Source organism: Lysobacter sp. 2RAF19, assembly GCF_052115395.1.
Classification (GTDB): Bacteria; Pseudomonadota; Gammaproteobacteria; order Xanthomonadales; family Xanthomonadaceae; genus Noviluteimonas.
This window is the reverse complement of sequence record NZ_JBFRGO010000001.1, coordinates 883,551-904,988: the sequence shown is the minus strand read 5'-3', so window position 1 is coordinate 904,988 and position 21,438 is coordinate 883,551. Positions and strand designations below refer to the sequence as shown.

17 protein-coding genes and 1 pseudogene are annotated in these 21,438 nt (G+C 66.9%); 2 read left to right on the top strand and 16 right to left on the bottom strand.

The genetic code is table 11. The features are described from left to right. The first annotated feature begins 36 nt into the window (after positions 1-36). A complete protein-coding gene (locus AB4059_RS04405; RefSeq protein ID WP_498976942.1) occupies positions 37-2,262 on the top strand; it encodes a glycoside hydrolase family 31 protein in 2,226 nt (741 codons plus the stop codon). Here AB4059_RS04405 and AB4059_RS04400 read toward each other — a convergent pair. From AB4059_RS04400 to AB4059_RS04390, 3 genes are all read right to left on the bottom strand, one after another. Next, complete coding sequence (locus AB4059_RS04400) at positions 2,259-3,803, bottom strand: AbgT family transporter (RefSeq protein ID WP_498976940.1); 1,545 nt, start codon at positions 3,801-3,803, stop codon at positions 2,259-2,261. The genes AB4059_RS04405 and AB4059_RS04400 overlap by 4 nt on opposite strands. A gap of 76 nt (positions 3,804-3,879) precedes the next feature. Then, a complete protein-coding gene (dnaE, locus tag AB4059_RS04395; protein ID WP_498976938.1) occupies positions 3,880-7,401 on the bottom strand; it encodes a DNA polymerase III subunit alpha in 3,522 nt (1,173 codons plus the stop codon). A gap of 85 nt (positions 7,402-7,486) precedes the next feature. Then, positions 7,487-8,104, bottom strand: coding sequence for a hypothetical protein (locus tag AB4059_RS04390; protein WP_498976936.1), 618 nt, complete (start codon positions 8,102-8,104; stop codon positions 7,487-7,489). Positions 8,105-8,335: 231 nt separating this feature from the next. Between AB4059_RS04390 and AB4059_RS04385 the strand changes: the two genes are divergently transcribed. After that, a complete protein-coding gene (locus AB4059_RS04385; protein WP_498976935.1) occupies positions 8,336-8,716 on the top strand; it encodes a winged helix-turn-helix domain-containing protein in 381 nt (126 codons plus the stop codon). Positions 8,717-8,737: 21 nt separating this feature from the next. Here the strand turns inward: AB4059_RS04385 and AB4059_RS04380 are convergent, their stop codons facing one another. From AB4059_RS04380 to AB4059_RS04320, 13 genes and pseudogenes are all read right to left on the bottom strand, one after another. Continuing rightward, the gene (locus AB4059_RS04380; protein WP_498976933.1) at positions 8,738-9,226 is read right to left on the bottom strand and encodes a hypothetical protein; all 489 of its coding nucleotides are present in this window, start codon (positions 9,224-9,226) and stop codon (positions 8,738-8,740) included. 20 nt (positions 9,227-9,246) lie between these two features. Beyond that, the gene (locus AB4059_RS04375) at positions 9,247-10,233 is read right to left on the bottom strand and encodes a TraB/GumN family protein (RefSeq protein WP_498976932.1); all 987 of its coding nucleotides are present in this window, start codon (positions 10,231-10,233) and stop codon (positions 9,247-9,249) included. After that, a complete protein-coding gene (locus AB4059_RS04370) occupies positions 10,230-11,219 on the bottom strand; it encodes an LpxL/LpxP family acyltransferase (protein WP_498976931.1) in 990 nt (329 codons plus the stop codon). The genes AB4059_RS04375 and AB4059_RS04370 overlap by 4 nt, the downstream gene beginning before the upstream one ends. Beyond that, positions 11,216-11,857 (bottom strand): hypothetical protein, encoded by a 642-nt coding sequence (locus AB4059_RS04365; RefSeq protein ID WP_498976930.1) that lies wholly within the window; start codon positions 11,855-11,857, stop codon positions 11,216-11,218. The genes AB4059_RS04370 and AB4059_RS04365 overlap by 4 nt, the downstream gene beginning before the upstream one ends. A gap of 10 nt (positions 11,858-11,867) precedes the next feature. After that, positions 11,868-12,038, bottom strand: coding sequence for a hypothetical protein (locus AB4059_RS04360; RefSeq protein ID WP_498976929.1), 171 nt, complete (start codon positions 12,036-12,038; stop codon positions 11,868-11,870). A gap of 161 nt (positions 12,039-12,199) precedes the next feature. Continuing rightward, positions 12,200-12,796: pseudogene (rnhB, locus tag AB4059_RS04355) on the bottom strand (ribonuclease HII); the annotation flags it as partial. Positions 12,797-12,879: 83 nt separating this feature from the next. After that, positions 12,880-14,043: a lipid-A-disaccharide synthase gene (lpxB, locus tag AB4059_RS04350; RefSeq protein WP_498976928.1), complete on the bottom strand. Its 1,164-nt coding sequence runs from the start codon at positions 14,041-14,043 to the stop codon at positions 12,880-12,882. Between the two features lie 3 nt (positions 14,044-14,046). Then, positions 14,047-14,829, bottom strand: a complete 783-nt coding sequence (lpxA, locus tag AB4059_RS04345; protein WP_498976927.1) for an acyl-ACP--UDP-N-acetylglucosamine O-acyltransferase — start codon at positions 14,827-14,829, stop codon at positions 14,047-14,049. A gap of 4 nt (positions 14,830-14,833) precedes the next feature. Continuing rightward, positions 14,834-15,283 carry a 3-hydroxyacyl-ACP dehydratase FabZ gene (gene fabZ / locus AB4059_RS04340; RefSeq protein WP_498961345.1) on the bottom strand — a complete coding sequence of 150 codons (450 nt, stop codon included), beginning with the start codon at positions 15,281-15,283 and terminating at the stop codon, positions 14,834-14,836. Positions 15,284-15,288: 5 nt separating this feature from the next. Further along, positions 15,289-16,305: a UDP-3-O-(3-hydroxymyristoyl)glucosamine N-acyltransferase gene (lpxD, locus tag AB4059_RS04335; RefSeq protein ID WP_498976925.1), complete on the bottom strand. Its 1,017-nt coding sequence runs from the start codon at positions 16,303-16,305 to the stop codon at positions 15,289-15,291. A 26-nt stretch (positions 16,306-16,331) separates the two neighbouring features. After that, entirely contained in the window at positions 16,332-18,809 is a 2,478-nt protein-coding gene (bamA, locus tag AB4059_RS04330; RefSeq protein ID WP_498976923.1) for an outer membrane protein assembly factor BamA, read from the bottom strand. Between the two features lie 88 nt (positions 18,810-18,897). Beyond that, on the bottom strand, positions 18,898-20,262 hold the full coding sequence (gene rseP / locus AB4059_RS04325) for an RIP metalloprotease RseP (protein ID WP_498976921.1): 1,365 nt from the start codon (positions 20,260-20,262) through the stop codon (positions 18,898-18,900). After that, positions 20,262-21,437 carry a 1-deoxy-D-xylulose-5-phosphate reductoisomerase gene (locus AB4059_RS04320; protein WP_498976919.1) on the bottom strand — a complete coding sequence of 392 codons (1,176 nt, stop codon included), beginning with the start codon at positions 21,435-21,437 and terminating at the stop codon, positions 20,262-20,264. Before AB4059_RS04320 ends, rseP begins: the two co-directional genes overlap by 1 nt. Position 21,438: the final 1 nt, after the last annotated feature.

Genomic DNA, 21,438 nt, shown 5'->3' with positions numbered 1-21,438 from the left:
CAGGGGTGCGGATGGGTATGCTTCACGGATTCGGGAATGGGGGCGGGCATGGCAGGGGATTGGCGCGGGTGGTTGGTGTTGGGCTTGTTGGCCTTCGCCGGTTCGGCGCAGGCCTGTCGTCAGTCGCCCCCGGTGAAGGAAGTGGCGTCGGGCATCCTGCGGATTCCGCCCGCCTCGCGCACTGCGGCCACCACCTGGGCGGTGCAGGACGTGGACGAGGCCTTGCGGGGGTCCGACCTGCGCCGCGGCGGCGTCGATACCGATTGCACGATGACCTTCGTCGCCGGCCGCGACACGACGCAGCACTCTTTGACGGCGAAAACCGGCCCGCATCGCCTGCTTCTTTCGCTGCAACCGGGCGACCACGTGTACGGCCTGGGCGACAAGGCCGGCCCGATGGATCGTCGCGGGCGCGTGTTCACGCTCTGGAACACCGACGCCTATGCGTGGGATGCCGCGCGCGACCCCTTGTACAAATCCATTCCCTTCGTGCTGATCGAACATGCGGGCCACGCGTTCGGCGTTTTCGTCGACAACACACAACGCATGACGGTCGACGTCGGCAAGACCGAACCGGATGTCCTGTCCTTCAGCGTCGCCGAAGGCGCGATCGATTGGTATCTCATCGATGGCCCGACGCCGCGCGAGGTGCTGCAACGCTATACCGCACTCACCGGTCGCACGCCCTTGCCGCCGAAGTGGGCGCTCGGCTTCCAGCAATCGCGTTACACCTACCTGCCCGAAGCGCGCGTGCGCGAAGTCGCCAAGACCCTGCGCGACAAACGCATCCCCGCCGATGCGATCTGGCTCGACATCGGTTTCCAGGACGCGAACAAGCCCTTCACCGTCGATCGCAAGGCCTTCCCGGATTTCGAAGGGATGCTGGGCGATCTGCGCAAGGACGGGTTCCACACCGTGCTGATCACCGACCTGCACATCGCGAAACAGGCGCACTACGCGCCCTACGAAAGCGGCAAGGCCATCGATGCGTTCGTCAAACGCGACGGCGAGGATTTCGTCGGCAAGGTGTGGCCCGGCGACAGCGTGTTTCCCGATTTCACGCGCGCGCAGGTGCGCGATTGGTGGGGCAGCTTGTACACCGACTTCGTGCGCATGGGCGCGGCCGGCTTCTGGAACGACATGAACGAGCCGTCGGTGTTCGACGGCCCCGGCGGCACCCTGCCGGACGATGTGGTGCATCGCCTCGACGACGGCACGACACGCACGCATGCGCAACTCCACAACGCCTACGGCATGCTCAATGCGCGCGCGACGTACGAAGGCTTGTTGAAGCTCCAGCCCGACCAGCGCCCCTTCGTCCTCACGCGCGCCGCATATGCAGGCACGCAGCGTTACGCCGCGACCTGGACCGGCGACAACACCGCCGACTGGCAGCACCTCGCGCAGGGCGTGCCGAACATCCTGAGCCTGGGCTTGTCGGGCATGGCGCTGGCGGGCGACGACGTCGGTGGGTTCATCGGTTCACCGCCCGCGGATCTGCTGACGCGGTGGTACCAACTGGGCGCGTGGCAACCGGTCTTCCGCAACCACGCGGCGACCGACACGCGCGATCACGAAGCCTGGGTCGATGGACCCGAGCAGGAAGCGCTCCGACGTGCGGCGATCGAACAGCGCTATCGCTTGCTGCCCTATCTGTACACGGCGGCGGAGGAAAACGCGCGCACGGGGGCGCCGATCACGCGACCGGTGTGGTTCGAGTATCCGGGCGCTGCAGGAAGCGATCGCGACTTCCTCTTCGGTCGCGATCTGTTGATCGCACCTGTGGTCACCGAGCGCCTGGATCCGCATGTCGTGCAATTGCCGGCGGGCGCATGGTACGGATTGCGCGATGGCAAGCGTTACACCGGCATGGTGACCTTTGATCCCGCACCGCGCGACGTGCCGGTGCTCGTGCACGCCGGTGCGATCGTGCCGATGCAGCCGGTGGTGCAGCACACGGCGCAGAAGCCGGAGGGCCCGCTGGAAGTGCATGTGTGGTGGCCGGAGGCCGGCACGCCGTGCGATGGCACGTTGTACGACGACGATGGCGCCTCGCTGGCGTATCGGCGCGGCACGTATTTGCGGATCGAAATGCATTGCCACGTCGAGGGCGAGGCGCTCATCGTCGAGGCATGGCCGTCGAACAAGGCGTTCCGGCCCTGGTGGTCGGCGATCGATGTCATCGCGCACCGCCCCGACGGAACGTTGCGCACGCAGCGCGTGGCAGGCGCGCGCGTCGATTGGCGAGTCACGCTGCGCTAGTTCGGATAGACCAGTGGCGCGCCCGGCCCGACGGGCCAACCCAGTGCGATCCACACCGCGAACAGCACCGACCACGCGATCCCCAGCGCGATCGAATAGGGCAGCATCGTCGACACCAGCGTTCCCAGCCCCGCCTTGGGTTCGTAACGTTGGAAGAAGGCAATGATCAGCGCGAAGTAGCTCATCATCGGCGAGATGATGTTGGTCACCGAATCGCCGATGCGGTAGCCGGCCTGCACCATCTCCGGCGCGTAGCCGAGCAGCATGAACATCGGCACGAAGATCGGCGCCATCAGCGCCCACTTCGCGGAGGCCGAACCTAGGAAGAGATTGGCGACCGCGGTGATCGCGATCAGGCCCAGGAACAGGGGAATCGCCGGCAATTGCAAGGTCTGCAACACGCCCGCGAGTTTGACCGCGAGGATCAACCCCAGGTTCGTCCACTGGAAACACGCGACGAACTGCGCCATGAAGAACACCAGCGCGATATAGGGCCCGAGCGCCGCCATGCTCGCGCCCATGCCGCGGATCACGTCGGCATCGCTGCGCAGCGTGCGCGCGCCCAGGCCATAGGCGATGCCGGAGACCACGCCGTAGGCGAAGATGATCCCGACGATGCCGCGCAGGAAAGGGGAATCGAGCACGCCGCCGGTTTGCGTGTTGCGCAACAGGCCGTCGGCCGGCAGGACGCCCCATGCGATCAGCGCACTCAGCGCGAGCGTTGCGTACAACGCCCAGCGCAGGCCGCGGCGTTCGTTCGCATCGGGCGGCGCGATCGTGTCGGCCGTATCGTCGACATCGGAAGTGGTGTCGAATCGCGGCGCGACATGGCGTTCGGTGACCCACGTCGCGACGCCGACGACGAGCCCCGTCGAGGCCATCATGAAATACCAGTTGGCCGCCGCGCTGACGGTGTAAGCGGGATCGACGAGGCGGGCGGCTTCCTGCGACAGGCCGGACAACAACGGATCAATCGAGCCCAACAGCAGGTTCGCCGAAAACCCACCCGACACGCCCGCGAAGGCCGCCGCCATGCCGACGATCGGATGCCGGCCCGCGCCCTTGAACATCAGCCCCGCGAGCGGGATCAGCAGCACGTAGCCGATTTCGCTGGCCATGTTCGACATCACGCCCGCGAACACGACGACCGGCGTGAGCGCCCAGCGCGGCGCCGCGAATACGAGCCGGCGCAAGGCCGCACCGATCAAGCCCGAATGTTCCGCGACACCAATGCCGATCAGCGAGACCAGCACCGCACCGAGCGGCGCGAAGCCGGTGAAGTTCGGCACCAGGCCGGTGAGCAGGCGATGCAGGCCCTCGCGCGAGAGCAGGTCGACGGGGCGGATCGTTTCGCCGGTGGAAGGATGCGCGGCGGACAGATCCAACCACGTCGCGAGCGACGAGGCGACGATGACGCAGAGCGTGAGCAAGGCGAACAGGGTCGCCGGATGCGGGAGTGCGTTGCCGCCGACTTCGACGACGCGCAGGAAACGGTCGGTCAGGGAGCGTCGCGGTGCTGCGCTTTGCGCGGAAGAGGCCATGGCAGGATCGACTCGGGGAGACCGGCAGTCGAACGCGCAGGCGCGATGCTTTCAATTGTCCCTTCGGGCAAATCCGTCAGGACGAAGCCCAGGGTTTCGCCAATGCCAGGCGCACTGTGCGCACGCCGGGAATGCTGCGCAACACGCCGGGCAATCCGGCATCGGCGCGCACGCCCTGGCCCCCATTGATGCTCAGGCGCCCGACCGCGGTTGCGGTGATCGCTTCGAGCAGCATCGGCGTGGCGCCGGGCAGATAGGGATGCAGGGCGCGTTCGAAATGCGCGAGCGCATCCTTCTGCCGCAGGTCGAGTTTCACCGACAGGCGTTGCGCGTACTGGCTGCACACTTGCGAGAAATCCCAGCAACGCTTCGCACGCAGCGAGAAGCCGCCGCTGAATTCGTCTTCGCGCAGGCCGCCTTCGATCACCAGGATGCGGTCGCGCGTCAGCAACTGCGCGAAGTTGTAATACGCCTCGGCGAAGAACGCGCATTCGATGCGGCCGCGCCCGTCTTCGAGTTGCACGAAGGCCTGGCTGTCGCCGCGCTTGCGCAGGCCGATCACCTGGCCGGCGATCACCACCGCCATTTCCGGGCGCCAGCCCTTGCGTTCTTCGTCCGGGCGCTCGCTCCACATCCGGTCCAGGTCGCTGAGGTCGTGGCCGACCAGGCCGCGCAGTTCCTCGCGATACGGATCGAGTGGATGGCCGCTGAGATAGTGGCCGAGCGTCTCGCGCTCGCCCTGCAGCTTCTGCAGCAGCGACCATTCCTCGGATTCGGGCAGCGACAGGTGCAGTGCGGGTGCTTCGGGCATCGCGCCGAACAGCGATACCTGGCCGGCTTCGCGTTCGCGCGCGAGCTGGTCGGTGGCCTTCAGCACTTCAGGCAACTGCAGCATCAGCGAGGCGCGGTTGCGGCCGAGTGCATCGAGCGCACCGGCGTTGACCAGCGCTTCGAGCGCGCGGCGATTGAGCTTGGAGCCTTCCACGCGCTTGCAGAAATCGAGCAGGTCGACGAACACGCCGTTGCGCTCGCGCTCTTCGGCGATCGCCTCGCACACGCCGCGGCCGACGCCTTTCACCGCGCCCAGGCCGTAGCGGATGGTTTTCGGATCGATCGCTTCGAACATGTACACCGACGCGTTGACGTCGGGCGGCAACACCTGGAGCGACAAGGTGCGCGCTTCGTCGAGGAAGCCGACGACCTTGTCCGTGTTGTCCATGTCCGAGGACAACACCGCCGCCATGAATTCGGCGGGGTAATGCACCTTCAACCACGCCGTCTGGTAGGCGACCAGCGCATAGGCGGCCGAGTGCGACTTGTTGAAGCCGTACTCGGCGAACTTCTCCATCAAGTCGAAGATCGACGAGGCCACGCGCGCGTCGACGTTGTTGGCCGCCGCGCCGGCTTCGAACTTGACGCGCTCCTTCGCCATTTCCTCGGGCTTCTTCTTGCCCATGGCGCGGCGCAGCAGGTCGGCGCCGCCGAGCGAATAGCCCGCCAGCACCTGCGCGATCTGCATCACCTGTTCCTGGTACACGATCACGCCGTAGGTCGGCGCGAGCACGGATTCCAGCAGCGGATGCGGATAACTGACTTCGGCGTTGCCGTGTTTGCGGTCCACCCAGTCGCGGTCCATCCCCGAGCCCAGCGGGCCGGGGCGGAACAACGCAGCGAGCGCGATGATGTCTTCGAAGGTGTCGGGCTTGGCGCGCTTGAGCAGTTCGCGCATGCCGCGCGATTCGAACTGGAACACCGCGACGGTGTCGCCGCGCGCGAACAGTTCGTAGGTCGGTTTGTCTTCGAGTGCGAGCGCGGTGATGTCGAGCGGCGCTTCGCCGGCGACCGCGCGGCGCAGGTTGATCGCCTTCACCGCCCAATCGATGATCGTCAGCGTGCGCAGGCCGAGGAAGTCGAACTTCACCAGGCCGATGGTTTCGACGTCGTCCTTGTCGAACTGGGTGACGGGATTGCGGCCGCGGCCGCCTTCGTCGTGTTCGGCGAACAGCGGGCAGAAGTCGGACAGCGGGCTGGGCGCGATCACCACGCCGCCAGCGTGCTTGCCGGCGTTGCGCGTGAGGTCTTCCAGGTCGCGCGCGAGCGAGAGCAGGTCGCGGACATCGTCCTCGGCCGCGTTGCGCTGCATCAGTTCGGCCGATGCGAGTTCCGGGTTCTTGCGCGCGGCGTCGGATTCGCCCAGCGCATCGTCCAGGCTCACGCCCAGCGTGAGCGGGATCAGCTTGGCGATGCCGTCGACGAAACCGTAGGGATGGCCGAGCACGCGGCCGGTGTCGCGCACCACGGCCTTCGCGGCCATCGTGCCGTAGGTGATGATCTGGCTGACGCGGTCGCGGCCGTATTTGGCGGCGACGTAATCGATCACCTCGTCGCGCCGGTCCATGCAGAAGTCGATGTCGAAGTCGGGCATCGACACGCGTTCGGGGTTGAGGAAGCGCTCGAACAGCAGGTCGTAGGGAATCGGATCCAGGTCGGTGATGCCCAGCGCCCACGCGACCAGCGAACCGGCACCTGAACCGCGCCCCGGGCCCACGGGAATGCCGTGGTCCTTCGCCCAGTTGATGAAGTCGGCCACGATCAGGAAGTAGCCGGGGAAGCCCATCTTGATGATGACGTCGAGTTCGATCTCGAGGCGTTCGAAATACGACTCGCGCGTGTGGCCGGCGGCGATGGGCGCCTTCTCCAGGCGCTTGGTCAGGCCCTCGCGCGCCTGCACGCGCATCCAGCTGTCCAGCGTTTCGTCGTCGGGCACCGGGAAGGCGGGCAGGTAATACGTGCCCAGGCGCAATTCCAGATTGCAGCGCGTGGCGAGCGCGATCGCGTTGTCGAGCGCGTCGGGCAGGTCGGTGAACAACGCCGACATCTGCTCGGAGGACTTCACGTACTGCTCGGGGCTGTAGTCCTTCGGGCGCTTGGGATCGTCGAGTACGCGACCGGTGGCGATGCACACGCGTGCTTCGTGCGCGTCGAAGCCGTTTTCGTCGAGGAAGCGCGCGTCGTTGGTCGCAATGATCGGCACGCCGCGGCGCGAGGATGCATGCAGCGCGAAGGCGTTGAATGCGTCTTCGTGTTCGCGCGCGGTGCGCGTGAGTTCCAGGTGCAGGCGCTCGCCCGTGGCCTGCTGCCACTGCGCGAGCCATTGTTCGGCGAGTTCGTGTTTGCCTGCGAGCGCCAGGCGCCCGGCTTCGCTGTGGCGGCCGGCGAGCAGGAACAAGCCGTTGTTCGCTTCCTCCAGCCATTGCGGGCGCACGACGACACCGTCGTTGCGATGGCCTTCCATCCACGCGCGCGTGAGCAGGCGCGACAGGCTCAGGTAACCATCGCGATCGCGGCACAACACCGTCATGCGCGTGGGGGCTTCGTCGCCGTGCGCGAGCAACAGGTCGGCGCCGGCGATCGGCTTGATGCCCGCGCTCTCGGCCGCCTTGTAGAACTTCACCAGCGCGAACAGGTTGTTCTGGTCGGTGATCGCCACCGCCGGCTGCCCCTGCGCCACGCAGCGGCCGACCAGGTCCGCGATGCGGATGGTCGAATCGACCAGCGAATACTCGCTGTGCAGGTGGAGGTGGGCGAATGCGGGCATGCCGGGACGTTCGAAGGCGTCCCGGCAGGTTAGGGGCCTGACTGGCGTGGCACAAGAATTGACACGCAAGCCTGCAGGTGGGCGATCAATTGCCGACCCGGAACGGCGCCTCCGCATGCCCGCGATGGCTGTAGTGGCTCGCGTTCACGCGCATGTTGTGCTGCCACAACTGGATCTCGGCCAGGCGGTCGCGGATCCACGCGGCGCGTTGCTGGTCGCCGGTGCCGGCCACCGCGGTCTCCGAGCGATAGGCGCAGAAGTCGCGGTAATCCTCGGCCTCCGATGCGAACGCAGGCCACGCCAGTTCGAGCAACAGCACGTCGTCGAGCTTGCCGAGCAGCGGCTCGCGGTCGGGGATGAGGTCTTCATCCTCGTCCAGGTAGCCGATCAGCTTGGCCAGCCGCGCGCGCAGGGCGTCGGGCGGGTCCCAGCAGTCGTCGCTGAGCATCGCCCGCAGCTCCTCGATGCGGCGCAGGCGGCGATCGAGCACGTCCTGCGCGGCCTGGGCGGGCATCGAGGCCAGCCAGACGCACAGGTTGCGCACGCGGTCGGCGTCGACGCGCACCGCATCGGGATAGAGCTCGTGGAGCAGGGCATCGAACTGGACGACCGCCTCGGGCCGGATCGCGGGGCCGTCGCCGGAATCGGTGCCGAAATGCATCGGCAGGGGTTCGTCGGTGATGGTGGGGGCGGATAGACGCATGGCGCACCTCCCGTACCGGCTTTTCCGAAGGTTGCGTGCGCCGGCCGGCGCGGCGCGCGACCGAAAGGTGGGACGGTGGCCGAAGCGGTTCGGTTCCGGGGCCCCGATCCCGATTGGATGCGTCCAGAGTCTCCTCCGTTGCATGCCGGATGTCTCGGCCGGGAAGTCGGGGTGCCGAACGTCCCGACCGGCGGTAGCCGGGATGTGCGGGTTTGCCCGTTGGGCCAATCGATGCAGGACTCCTTTCGCGACCCCGGGCAGGTCTACAAGTTCGACGACGTCGAGGTGCGCGCGCGCCCGATCGGCGTGCGTCGCGGCGACCGGATGATCGGCGTGGAACCCAAGGCGCACGCGGTGCTCCTGCAATTGCTGTCGCACGCGGGCGAGGCGATCGAGCGCGAACGCCTGCTCGATACCGTCTGGGGCCATCGCCACGTCACGCCGAGCGTGCTCAATCGCATCGTGGCCCAGTTGCGGCGCGCGCTGGGGGACGATGCGTCCAACCCGCGCTACATCCAGACCCTGCACGGCCGCGGCTATCGGTTCATGGTGCAGCCCGAGAAGGTGGCCGACGGGCACGACGATCCGACGCAGTCGCCGACGTCGCACTGAGTCGAGGTTTCACCGACGCTGTCACAACGCGCAGCCGCGCGCGTGCATGGAACGCAGGATCACTTCGGCGTTCGCCGCTTTCGCCAGGGCGGCCCGCAGTTCGGCGCAATCGCGCGCGGTGCTGCTTCCCTCCAAAGAGGCTTCGCGCATTTGGAAGCGCGGCAGGTGGTCGACGGTCAGCGATGCTGGCCGAGGCCGAAGGGGATTGGGCGCGAAGGAAACCGGCGCGGTCTCGGGAAGCCGGAGGTTGAGCGGCGCCGCCGGTACGGATGAGATCGGTTCGGACGTTCGTTTCACGACGCGCGCGGCATCCGATGGCTTTCGTTTCGGCGCGGCAGGCCGGGCGGTGCCGCGATGCGTGCTTTCGATGGACGGCGTTGGCTTCGCTCGCGGGAGCCAAGCGACTTGCAGCGCCGTCGAATCGGCCACGATCGTCGGTTGCGTGGGCTTCCACGCCATCAGCCAAGCCAGGGCAAACACCGTGATCGCGAGCGATGCGGTGAGGGCCAACAGGCGATCGCAAACGGGCGTCACTCCGACGCGGTATCCAAATGGAAGCCCTCGTCGAGAAGGACTCGCGCCAGACCGGTGCCATCGAGCGCGTCGCGAAGCGGAATCGAGGCGAAAACGACAGCGTGCTGCGCCGTCGCCTTGCGAAGACCTTCGCGCCATGCGTCGTGCACGTGGGCTTCCAGATCCGCGATGCCCTGGCTTCGCGCGATGGCCGCGTTGGTCAGCGTCGACCAGCAGGCTTGCACCGGTGCCTTCGATCGGACTTCGCGTGCCGCGTTGACGTCGCCCACGGCCCACGCATCGGCAAGGGCCTGCGCCGCGGGCAACCACGCGTCGATCCGCGACAACGTGTCGGACAGGCACGCGATGTCCTGTTCGCGCGGGACATCGAAGGTTCGGACTGCCTTGCGCGCGTCGTCGATCGGCATGCGTGCGCGGACGTCGACGATGGGAACGTTGCGCGCTTTCGCAGCGTCGCTGACGATGGATCCCGCGAGGTCGTCGTTCGAAAGGCCATGCGTTTCGAGGCCCGCCCGGTACAGTTCGAACGCAGCGTACATGGGGCGCAACCGCTCCATGCCATCGTCGCGGCCGACGTAGCGGGTTTTCGCATCCATCCAGCGTGCGTGCACATCCAGCGGCAGCAGGTCCGCCAGGCGCGCGCCATCGGCATTGAAGCGCACCTTCCGGATCGCAGGCCACAAGGTCAGCGTGCGGAAGATCCCGATGTTGTCCCCGACGACGAGGCCCTGGCGCCCGAGCACCGCTCCCGATTCCACGACGCGCGCGCGAATCGCAGTTTCATTGATCTTTGTGCCCTTGCGAACGACGCCAAGGTCGCCGACGACCCAAAGCGTCCTGTCGCCGCGAACGTATTTCCAGAGGGGAGGCCCGGCGGCCGCGCGGACTTCGACGGTGTGCAGCACGGTGTGGGTGGTGCGGTCGGTCGCGTGCGCCAGCGGCGCGAGCGATGTGAGGAGGATAGCCAATGCGAGTCGGATCATGGTGGCTCCAGGACAATGGGTTTGCGGAACGCAGCCCGCATTCGCGGATCTCTGAAAAAGGCCTTGATGGCCGTGCGACCGGACCGTGCGTCGAGCGAGGGGAAGACAGCGCTTTGGGCGAAATGCGACCGGACGTGCTGCCAGTGGATGTACTGATCCTCCATGGCGCATTCGATCTTCCGGAACAGCTCCAGGACGAAGGTGTAGTCGTTGAACTGCTCGTCCTGCGTGGCGTCATCGCCGGCAACAAAGGGTCCGTACTCCATCGGCGCGGAGAAAACGGTTCGAAACTCGGGGCGTCCGATTTCGACTCGCGACACGGCCGGAAGTACGCGGGCACCTGTCCTGCGTGCCAGTACGGCCGGCCCCAGCATCACCGGCATCTGGCGACCCGCGAAGGGAATCAGGAAAGGTGAACTTGCCGCTCGTGTTGCGTCGGGCATCAGGAAAACGACTGCGCCGCGCTTCAATCCCCGCACGACGTCCGCCAGACCTCTGGTTGTGTCGTGGACAACCCGGAATTGGCCATGATCGTCGCCGAGGCGTCGATGCAGATCATCGAACAGCGCATTCCCCGGGCGGGCAGCGGGTGCGCTGTAGAACACCAGCCTTTCTCGATTGCGGAACTGCCGGAGCAATCCAAGCATGGAAAGTACATAGTGGCCATGGTGAGGGATGCAGACCAGCAGCCCCCTCGAAAGATCCGTCAATCCATGGAGCGCGGTGTAATTGGTACGATCGATGCGATCCAGTAGATGCTGCATTGCGCCCGGGGTCGCGGTTTGTGCCGAGCGAGCGACGAGCGCCTTCTGCAGATACCAGTGGTAATAGGCACCGAGTCGAGCCGGTGATCGGCGCCCGCTGGCGCGTATAGCGGCAACGTCGGGATCGGACAAATGCAGTTGGAGTGCGCGCTCCAGCCTTGCAAACCGAACGTCGAATCTGCAAAGCAAAGAGGTGGCAGAGACCAACTTGGGCCAGATCACGACATCTTCCTGAGTGCCGGAGATCGATGAAGCTGTTCGAGTCGGGCAAGGACGGCCCGATAGGCATCGATGCGAATTCGACCCTCCGCCGCAGCCGCCATCAGCGCGGATTGCAGGAGGCGAACGCGCTGCCTTGCGTCAATGCTTCGATGGCTCGGCTGCCGTTCGAACTGCGCATCGCGGGCGAGCCAGTCCTTGCTCCGACCTTCGCAGGCGGCGTGCAGGGCGAGCAGTGCTCCGAGAATGCTGCAGGCCTCCTGGTCGATGCGCACGAAGCCATCCGCCGACCAAGCCCAGATCTCGTAATCGAAATCCTGGGCGAGGCGTATTTCGAGGGCAGGGAGAAAAGTGTCGTCGGCGCCCATAACTACGCGCACCGGAGCATCGATCGCGGAGGTCAGTTGGTCGGAGAAGACCACGATGACGTCAGGTGGAGCGCCTGCATCGAGGTCTCGAAGGAGTTCCGCGACTGGCTTGCCCCAGAGTGGAGCAACGAACGCCAAATGCCCGCACGCTTGCGAACGCCACAGGTCCGTGAGCGCGCGCGTTGCCGTCGTGGAGGGGGCAATGAGCAACCGACGGCGCTCGCATTTGGCTGCGAGCGCCGCCAACTGCTCGGCGGCATTGTCCGGGGTCAAGGAATCAACTTCACCGCTCGTCGTAATTGTTCGACGAGCAACAGTCGCTCACGATCATCTGCGGCTTCGTCGACGACGTATCGACCGGCAGCAGGACATCCATCAGAGAGGCGACTCCCGCTCCGGCTTGGAGGTCGGCCAGCGTGATGTCGCTGAGGCTCAAGGCGTTGGCAGTTTGCATTCGGTGCTCCTTCGATAGTCGCGTCGCCGCTCGGGTGCGGCGACAGCAACATACGAAAGACGCTCCGACCGGGTCTGCTGGACTCCGACGATCTCCCGCAGCGTTATTTCACCGAACCCGCTAGGCGGAAATTCCGCGGCGAAGCAGTGATTTCGCCGTAGTCAGTCTTCGACCGTCGATTCGACGAGCGGCAACAAATTCCCCTGCAACACATCCCGCACGCGCGTGAAACTACGCCGATGCTGCGGGCACGGACCGTGCGTGCGCAGGGCCGCCAGGTGTTGCGGCGTGGAATAGCCCTTGTGCTCGTCGAAGCCGTAAAGCGGCCATTGGCGATGCAGTTCGACCATGTGCCGGTCGCGCGTGACCTTTGCGAGGATCGAAGCGGCCATGATCGCGCGGTCGCTCGCATCGCCGCCGATCAGGGCTTCGGCGCGGCACGACAGGCCCTTCGGGATCGCGTTGCCGTCGATGCGTGCGTATTCGCAGGCGTGGAGCACGCCTTCCACGGCCAGGCGCATGCCGAGCATCGTGGCGTGGAAGATGTTGAGGCGGTCGATGTCTTCGACTTGCACGTGCACGATCTTGTAGGCGATCGCGCGCTCGACGATGCGTTCGTACAGTTCTTCGCGTCGTTGCGCGTTGAGTTGCTTGGAATCGTTCAGGCCGTTGATTGGCGTGCGGCCCGGCGGGAAAACCACCGCGGCGACGACCACGGGTCCTGCGAGCGGCCCGCGGCCGGCTTCGTCCACGCCGGCGAAGCGCGCGGGCGGGGCAGTGGGGTCGGCGGTGGCGGGTTCGAACGACATGGCGCGCGGGACTGTGCGATGCACCGACGCATTCACGCAAGCGGGGCGGGCGCGTCGAGCAGTTCGGCGATGGCGTCGGCGGCGCGCGCGGACGCATCGCGGCGCAGCGCGAGGTGGAGCTCGCGGAAGCGGGCCTGCAGGACCAGTCCGGGTTCCGGAGTGCAGAGCAGCGGGCGCAGGGCGGCGGCGAGCTTGTCGGGCGTGCAATCGTCCTGCAGGAGCTCGGGGACGAGCGCTTCGCCCGCCAGCACGTTCGGCAGCGACACGTGCTGCACCTTGAGCAGGCCGAAGGTGCGCACGATGGCGTGCGTCAGCGGCGCGAGGCGATAGGCCACGACCATCGGCCGCTTGCAGAGCATCGCTTCGAGCGCGGCGGTGCCGGAGGCGAGCAGGACCGCATCGCCGGCGATCATCGCGCGCTGCGCCTGGCCGTCGAGCACGGTCACGTGCGCAAGCTCGGCGGGCAGCGCGGCTTCGATCGCGCGCCGGCACGCCGCGTTGGCCGCGGGTACGAGGATCTGCAGATCAGGCAACGTGGCGGACAATTGCGCCGCGGCCGCGAAGAAGGTCGGCGCGAGGCGGTGGATTTCGCCCAGGCGCGAACCGGGCAGCACCGCGAGTACGCGCGCATCCTGCGCGATGCCCAGCGCTTCGCGCGCTGCGTTGCGGTCGGGTTCCAGGGGCAGTGCATCGGCGAGCGGGTGACCGATGTAGCGCGCATCGACGCCGTGCTGCGCATAAATCGGCGGCTCCATCGGGAACAGGCACAGCACGCGGTCGGCACTCTGTCCGATCTTCGCCGCGCGCGATTGCCGCCAGGCCCAGAGCGACGGGCTGACGTCGTGCACCGTGCGGATGCCGCGCTGCTTCAGCCACTTCTCCACGCCGAGGTTGAAGTCGGGCGCGTCGATGCCGACGAATACGTCGGGTTTCCACGCCAGCATCCGTTCGCGCAGCGCGCGGCGCACGCGCAACAAGCGGGGCAGGTGGGCGAGCACTTCGGCCAGGCCGAACACCGCCAGCTCGGAGGCGTCATGCCACGCATCGAAACCGGCCGCGCGCATGTTGTCGCCGCCGATGCCGGCGAATTCGGCATCGGGGAAACGCGCACGCAGCGCTTGCATCAGCCCTGCGCCGAGTTGGTCGCCCGAGGTTTCCCCCGCGACCAGGCCGATCCGGAGGCGCCGCGCCGTCATGCGTCAGCGCAGCAGGTGGCGTTCGCCACGGCCGATGAACTCGACCATCGCGCGGACATCGTCGCTGTCGTTCGCCATTTCGCGCAGTTGATCGAGCGCTTCTTCGAGCTTGGCGCCCGAAACGTACAGCGCGCGATAGGCGCGCTTGATCGCCGACACGCGCGTGGCATCGAAGCCGCGGCGCTTGAGGCCTTCGGAATTGATGCCGCGCGGGCGGCCGTAGCTTTCCTGCGCGACCATCAGGAAGGGCGGGACATCGCCGTTGACGAAGGCCCCCATGCCGATGAACGCGTGGTCGCCGATGCGGCAGAACTGATGCACGCCGACGAAGCCGCTGAGGATCACCTGGTTGCCGACTTCGACATGGCCGGCGAGCGTGGCGTTGTTCGAGAACACGCAGCCATCGCCGATGATGCAATCGTGCGCGACGTGCACGTAGGCGAGCAGCCAGTTGCCGTTGCCGATGCGCGTGACGTGGCCGCCGGTGCCGGTGCCGCGGCTGATGGTGACGAATTCGCGCACGACGTTGTCGTCGCCGATCACCAGTTCGGTGCGCTCGCCGGCGAACTTCTTGTCCTGCGGGTCGCCGCCGATGGCCGCGTGCCCGTGGAAATGGTTGTTGCGGCCGATGCGCGCGGGCCCGCTGACCGTGCAGTGCGGGCCGACGATGGTGCCCTGACCGATCTCGACGTCCGCGCCGATGACGCAGAACGGGCCGATGCGCACGCCTTCGCCCAGGCGCGCGCCGGCATCGACCACCGCGGTGGGATGCACCTGCGCGGTCATGGGCTCAGCCCTTGACCTCGGCGCACAGGATTTCGGCGCACGCGACCTGTTCGCCGTCCACGCGCGCGATGCCCTGGTAGAGCGCCATGTTGCGGATCGTGCGCTTGAGTTCGACGTGCAGCTCCAGGCGATCGCCCGGCACGACCATGCGGCTGAACTTCGCGTTGTCGATCTTGACCAGGTAGAACAGCTTGTCGGTGGCCGCGGCCTGGTGCGTGAGCTGGGTCAGGATGCCGCCGGTCTGCGCGAGGGCTTCGATCACCAGCACGCCGGGCATCACCGGGTGGCCGGGGAAATGGCCCTGGAAGAAGGGTTCGTTGATCGTGACGTTCTTGATGCCGAGGATGCGCTTGTTCGCTTCGAACTCGGTGACGCGATCGACCAGCAGGAACGGGTAGCGGTGCGGCAGCAGCTTCTGCAGCGCGACCACGTCGAGGGGGAGTTGCACGTCCATCGTCTTCAATCCTTGTCCGGGGCCGCCACGCGGCGGGCCAGTGCATCGAGTTGCTTGAACCGCGCGGCGCTCTTGCGCCAGCTGCGATTGTCCATGATCGGCGTGCCCGAGGAGTACTCGCCGGGCTCGCGGATGGAATGGGTGACCAGGCTCATCGCGGTGACGATCACGCGGTCGCACAGTTCCAGGTGCCCGAGGATGCCGGCGCCGCCGCCGATGAGGCAGTAGCGGCCGACCTTCGCGCTGCCGGCGATCGCCGCGCATCCGGCCATCGCCGTGTGCGCGCCGATCACGACGTTGTGGCCGACCTGGATCTGGTTGTCCAGGCGCACGTCTTCTTCGAGGATCGTGTCTTCCAGCGCGCCGCGGTCGATGGTGGTGTTGGCGCCGATCTCGCAATCGTCGCCGATCACCACGCCGCCGAGCTGCGGCACTTTCAACCAGTGGCCGGCATCCATCGCCAGGCCGAAGCCGTCGGCGCCGAGCACCGCGCCGGGATGGAGGCGGACGCGCTTGCCCAGGCGCACGCGCGTCACCAGCGTGACGCGTGCGATGAGCTCGCAGCCTTCGCCGACGACGCAATCCTCGCCGACGATGCAACCGGGGCCGAGCGTCGCGCCGGCCTCCACGCGGCTGCGCGCACCGACGACGACATGCGGGCCGATGTGCGCCGAGGGATCGACGATCGCGCTGCCGTCGACGACGGCGGTGGGATGCACGCCCGGCGCGACTTGCGGCACCGGTTCGAACAATGCGGAGATGCGCGCGAATGCGGCGTAGGGATCGCGTGCGATCAGCGCGGTGCCCGCGAAACCTTCCGCGTCTTCGGCGCGCATGACGACGACACCGGCCTGCGATGTCGACAGTTGCGCGCGATAGCGCGGGTTGGCGAGGAAACCGAGCGAATCGGGCCGCCCGTTGGCGAGCGTCGATACGCCGCGAACGACGCATTGCGCGTCGCCCGCGACCTCGAGCCCGAAACGCGCCCCGAGTTCTGCAGCGGTGAAAGCCGGGGCGCCCATGGTGTCGTGTCCCGTCGCCGCCGCGGTCAGAACGACCCGCCGAAGGTGAACTGCAGGCGCTCGATGTCGTCGCCCGGGTAGAAGGTCGCCGGATTGGCGTCCTTCGAGCGGATCGGCAAGGCGTAGCTGATCGACAGCGGGCCCATCGGCGAGCGCCACAGCAGCGCGACGCCGGCCGAGGCGCGCAGTTCGCTCGCTTCGAAGGAGTTGATGTCGGCGAAGACGTTACCCCAGTCCAGGAACGCCGAGATGCGCGCGGCCGGCGAGTCGAACAGCTTCGGGAACACCAGTTCCACGGTACCGACGGTCTTCAGCGCGCCACCGATCGGCTGCGAGGTGTAGCCGTTGAATTCGCGCGGGCCCAGCGAGTTGTCGACGAAGCCGCGCACGCGGCCCGACGAGCTGATGCCGCCGGCGTAGAAGCGTTCGAAGAAAGGCAGGCCGTCGGAATTCACCGTGCGCAGGAAGTCGTCCGACGCGGTGGTGCAGGGCACCGTCATGTTGTGGCACAGGTCGCGATAGGTGACGTTGCCGTAGTTGTCGCCGTAACCGAGGTTGACCGCGGTGAGCAGGATCACCGACGGCATCAGCGGGAAGTAGCGCGAATACTGGTATTCGGCCTTCCAGTATTCGGCGGTGGAACCGGGCATCGCGATTTCGATGCTGGCGCGGTGGTAGCTGCCCATCGAGGGCATGAAGTAGTCGTTGCGCGTGTCGCGCGAATACCCGAACTGCGTGCGCCAGGCGTGGAAGGTGCGGGCGCCGATGGCGGTGATGTAATCCTGGATCGACAGCGGCGTGCCGGCCGACAGCAGGATCTCGTTGGAATCGATGCCGACCAGCGCCGAGACGGTGTCGTACTCGGTGATCGGCAGGCCCAGGAAGGTCTGAAAGGCGCCGCTGTTGGTCGAGTAGTTCGCCACGCCGTAATCGCTGTAGTCGAACTCGCGCCACCACAGGTTGTAGCCCAGCGACATGCCTTCGTCGGTGAAGTACGGGTTGGTGAACGAGAAGTCGTAGCGCTTCTGGTAGCTGCTCTGCTGCGCGGCGATCGACACGCGGTTGCCGCTGCCGAGGAAGTTGTTTTCCTGCAGCTGCACCGAGAGGTTGACGCCCGACAACTGCGAATAGCCCACGCCGAACATGAAGCTGCCCGAGGTGGTTTCCTTGACGGTGAAGGTCACGTCGACCTGGTCGTCGGTGCCGGCGACCGGCACGTTCTCGACTTCGACGGTTTCGAAGTAACCCAGGCGCTGCAGGCGGACCTTCGAGCGGTCGACCGCGGCCTGCGAATACCACGCGCCTTCGAACTGGCGCATTTCGCGGCGCAGCACTTCGTCGGCGGTGCGCGTGTTGCCCTTGAAGACGATGCGGCGCACGTTGACGCGCGGGCCGGGCACGACCTGGAAGTTGATGCCGACGGTCTTCTTTTCGTTGTCGACTTCCGGGATCGGATTGACCTGCGCGAACGCGTAACCGATGTTGGCCAGCATCGCGGTGATGCCGTCGGAGGTGTATTCCAGCAGGCGGCGGGAGAAGATCTGGCCGGCCTTCACCGGGACCATCTTTTCGATCTCGGCCAGCGGGAGGATCGTGTCGCCGGTGACCTTGACGCTGGAGATCTTGTACTGGTCGCCTTCGGTCAGGCCCGCGGTGATGAACATGTCCTGGCGGTCGGCGCTGATCGCGACCTGCGTGGAGTCGAGGCTGAAGTCGACGTAGCCGCGGTCGAGGTACCAGCTGGTGAGCTTTTCCATGTCGCCGGACAGCTTTTCACGCGAATACTGGTCGTCGCGGCGGTACCACGAGAGCCAGTTGTGCTCGCGCGATTCCCACTGGTCGGTGATCTGCTCGTCGGAAAACTTCTCGTTGCCGACCAAGTTGACGTGCTGGATCTTCGCCGCCTTGCCTTCCTTGATGTTGATCACCACGTCGACGCGGTTGCGATCCAGGCGCGAAACCGTCGGCGTGATCTCGACGTTGTACTTGCCGCGGTTGTTGTACTGGCGGTTGAGTTCCTGCGTGACGCGGTCGAGGGAAAGGCGGTCGAAGGTTTCGCCTTCGGCCAGGCCGATGTCCTTCAGGCCCTTGGTCAGGTCTTCGGTCTTGATGTCCTTGTTGCCGGTCAGCGTCAGCTTGTTGATCGCCGGGCGTTCCACCACGGTGATCACCAGGATGTCGCCCTGGCGATCCAGGCGGACGTCTTCGAAGAAGCCGGTGCCGTAGAGCGCGCGGATCGCGTCGCCGGCGGTGGACGCATCGAGGCGGTCGCCGCGCTCGACGGGCAGGTAGGTGAACACCGTGCCCGCGGAGATGCGCTGCAGGCCTTCGATGCGGATGTCGCTGACGGTGAAGGCGGCCGGATCGGCCGTCGGGCCCGGCGCCGGGGAGGCGTCCTGCGGCTGCTGGAGCGCGAACGGGTTGGCCGTCTGCGCCGCCGCGGGGGCGGCTATCGCCGAAGCGAGGGCGAGGGCGAGCAGGCGGCGGGAAAGGTGTCGCGTCATCGTCACGTCCGGTTGGGGGTTCGGGCCACCGTGGTGCGGCGGTGGCGGGTCTTGCGGTTGTCGCTTCAGGGTGTCGGTGGCGCGGTGGCTAATGGAAGAAGACGTCGTTGAACAACGCCAAACCCATCAGGCCGACCAGCAGCGCCAGGCCCACGTACTGCCCGGCAGCCATCGTACGCTCGCTCAGCGGGCTGCCTTTGACCAATTCGATAAGGTAATACAGCAGGTGTCCCCCATCCAATAGCGGGATGGGGAGCAGGTTGAGGATCGCCAGTGAGATCGACAGGACGGCGAGGAAGTTCAAAAACCAGGCCAGCCCCAGTTTTGCCGTCGCATTGGCGGCGCGGGCCGTGGTGACGGGGCCCGAAACGTACTTCAGCGAGGCATTGCCGGTCAGCATGCGCCCCATGAAACCGACGGTATCGTGCGCCTTGTGCCAGGTTTCGACGAGGGCCATCGGGATGGCGTCGATCGGGCCGTAGCGGCGGACGGCATCGAATTCCGGCATCGACCCCGAGGTCTTGTGGATCACGCCGATGCGCGCGACGGGCTTGCCGTCCTCGCCCTTGTCCATGCGCGGCGTCAGCGGGAAGGCCTTGCGTTCGGGCTCGGCATTGCCTTCCTTGCGCAGGACTTCGACCATCCCGGGGCCGCCGCGCGCGGCGAGCGCCTGGACGGCGGGCGCGATGTCCGCGTAATCGTTCACCGGCTGGCCGTCGATGGCGAGGATGCGGTCCTTTTCGGCGAGCACGCCCCAGGCCGGCGAATCGGGCACGAGGTCGTCGACGGTCGGCGGTTCGAGCTGGTAGCGCGCGGTGAGGCCGACGAGCGTCGGCGCCTGCAGTTCGTCGAAATCCGCGGGCAGCTTGGTCAGGTCGAGGGTGCGCGTGTGCGTTTCGCCGCCGGCGTTGCGGACTTCGATCGACACGCGTTCGCGATCCAGCCCCGCGAGCGCGAGCGCGAAGCGCACGTCGGTCCATGTCTGGATGCTGCGATCGCCGATGCGCAGCACTTCATCGCCCGCGTGCAGGCCCGCCGCAGCGGCCAGGCCATCGGCACGCCCGACCACGGGCGCGTATTCCTTCAGGCCGACGACGAAGGCGCCCCACAGGAACAACACGCACAACAGCACGTTGGCGACGGGCCCTGCGGCGGCGATGGCGATGCGACGCCACGGCGACTGGCGATTGAAGGCGCGATGCAGGTCTTCGGGCGCGACGTCGGATTCGCGCTCGTCGAGCATCTTGACGTAGCCGCCCAGCGGAATCGCGGCGATGGCGAACTCGGTGCCTTCCTTGTTGCGGCGCATCCACAGCGGTTTGCCGAAGCCCACCGAAAAACGCAGCACCTTGACGCCGCAGCGTTTGGCGACCCAGTAGTGCCCGAACTCGTGGAAGGTCACGAGCACGCCGATGGCGACGATGTACCACCACAGGCTACCGATGGCTTCCATTACTCAGCTTCCGAACGTGCGTTGACGACGGCCTGCGCGTACGCCCGCGCGGCGCGGTCGGCCTCGCGGAGCGTATCGAGCGTGTCGGCCGGCGTGGGCGGCAGGGCGGCGAGGGTTTCGCCGACCAGCGCAGGAATGCCTAGGAAAGCGATCCGGCCCTGAAGAAAGGCTGAAACCGCCACTTCATTGGCCGCATTGAGGGTCGCAGGCGCGGTGCCGCCGGCGCGCAGCGCCTCGTAGGCCAGCCCCAGGCAGGGGAAGGCGTCGCGGTCGGGCGGTTCGAAATCCAGGCGGCCGTGCTGCAACAAGTCGAGCCCGCCCACGCCCGAGGCCACGCGCTCGGGCCACGCCAGGCCCACGGCGAGCGCGGTGCGCATGTCGGGCAAGCCCAATTGCGCGAGCGTGCTGCCGTCGACGAATTCCACCAGCGAATGCACCAGGCTCTGCGGGTGCACCAGTACATCGATGTGGTCGGCCGACACCCCGAACAGGTGATGCGCTTCGATCACCTCCAGGCCCTTGTTCATCAGCGTGGCCGAGTCGACCGAGATCTTCGGCCCCATCGACCACTTCGGATGCGCGACGGCCTGCGCCGGCGTGACGTCTTCGAGCGCCTCGCTGTCCCATCCGCGGAACGGGCCGCCCGAGGCGGTGAGGCAGATGCGCTTGAGGCCGTTGCGCGCGTGCGCATCGGGCAGGCACTGGAAGATTGCGTTGTGTTCGCTGTCGATCGGCACGATGGTCGCGCCCGCGGCGTTCGCGGCGTGCATCAGCAATTCGCCGGCGAGCACCAGCGATTCCTTGTTGGCGAGCAGCAGGCGCTTGCCCGCGCGCGCGGCGGCGAGCGTCGAACGCAACCCCGCGGCGCCGACGATGGCGGCGACGACGGTGCTGCACGCATCGCTGTCGACGAGCGCATCGAGCGCGTCTTCTCCGGCATGCGCCTGCGTCTTCAGGCCGGCATCGTGCAGGCCCGCGCGCAAGCGCGCGAAACCCGACGGATCGGCGATCACCGCATGGTCGGGCCGGTGCGTGCGGCACAACGCGAGCAGCGCGTCGACCTGCGTGCCCGCGGCCAGCACGCTGGCGCGCATGCGCGCAGGGTGGCGGGCGATCACGTCGAGCGCGCTCGTTCCGATCGAACCGGTGGCACCGAGGACTGCGACGTGCTGCATG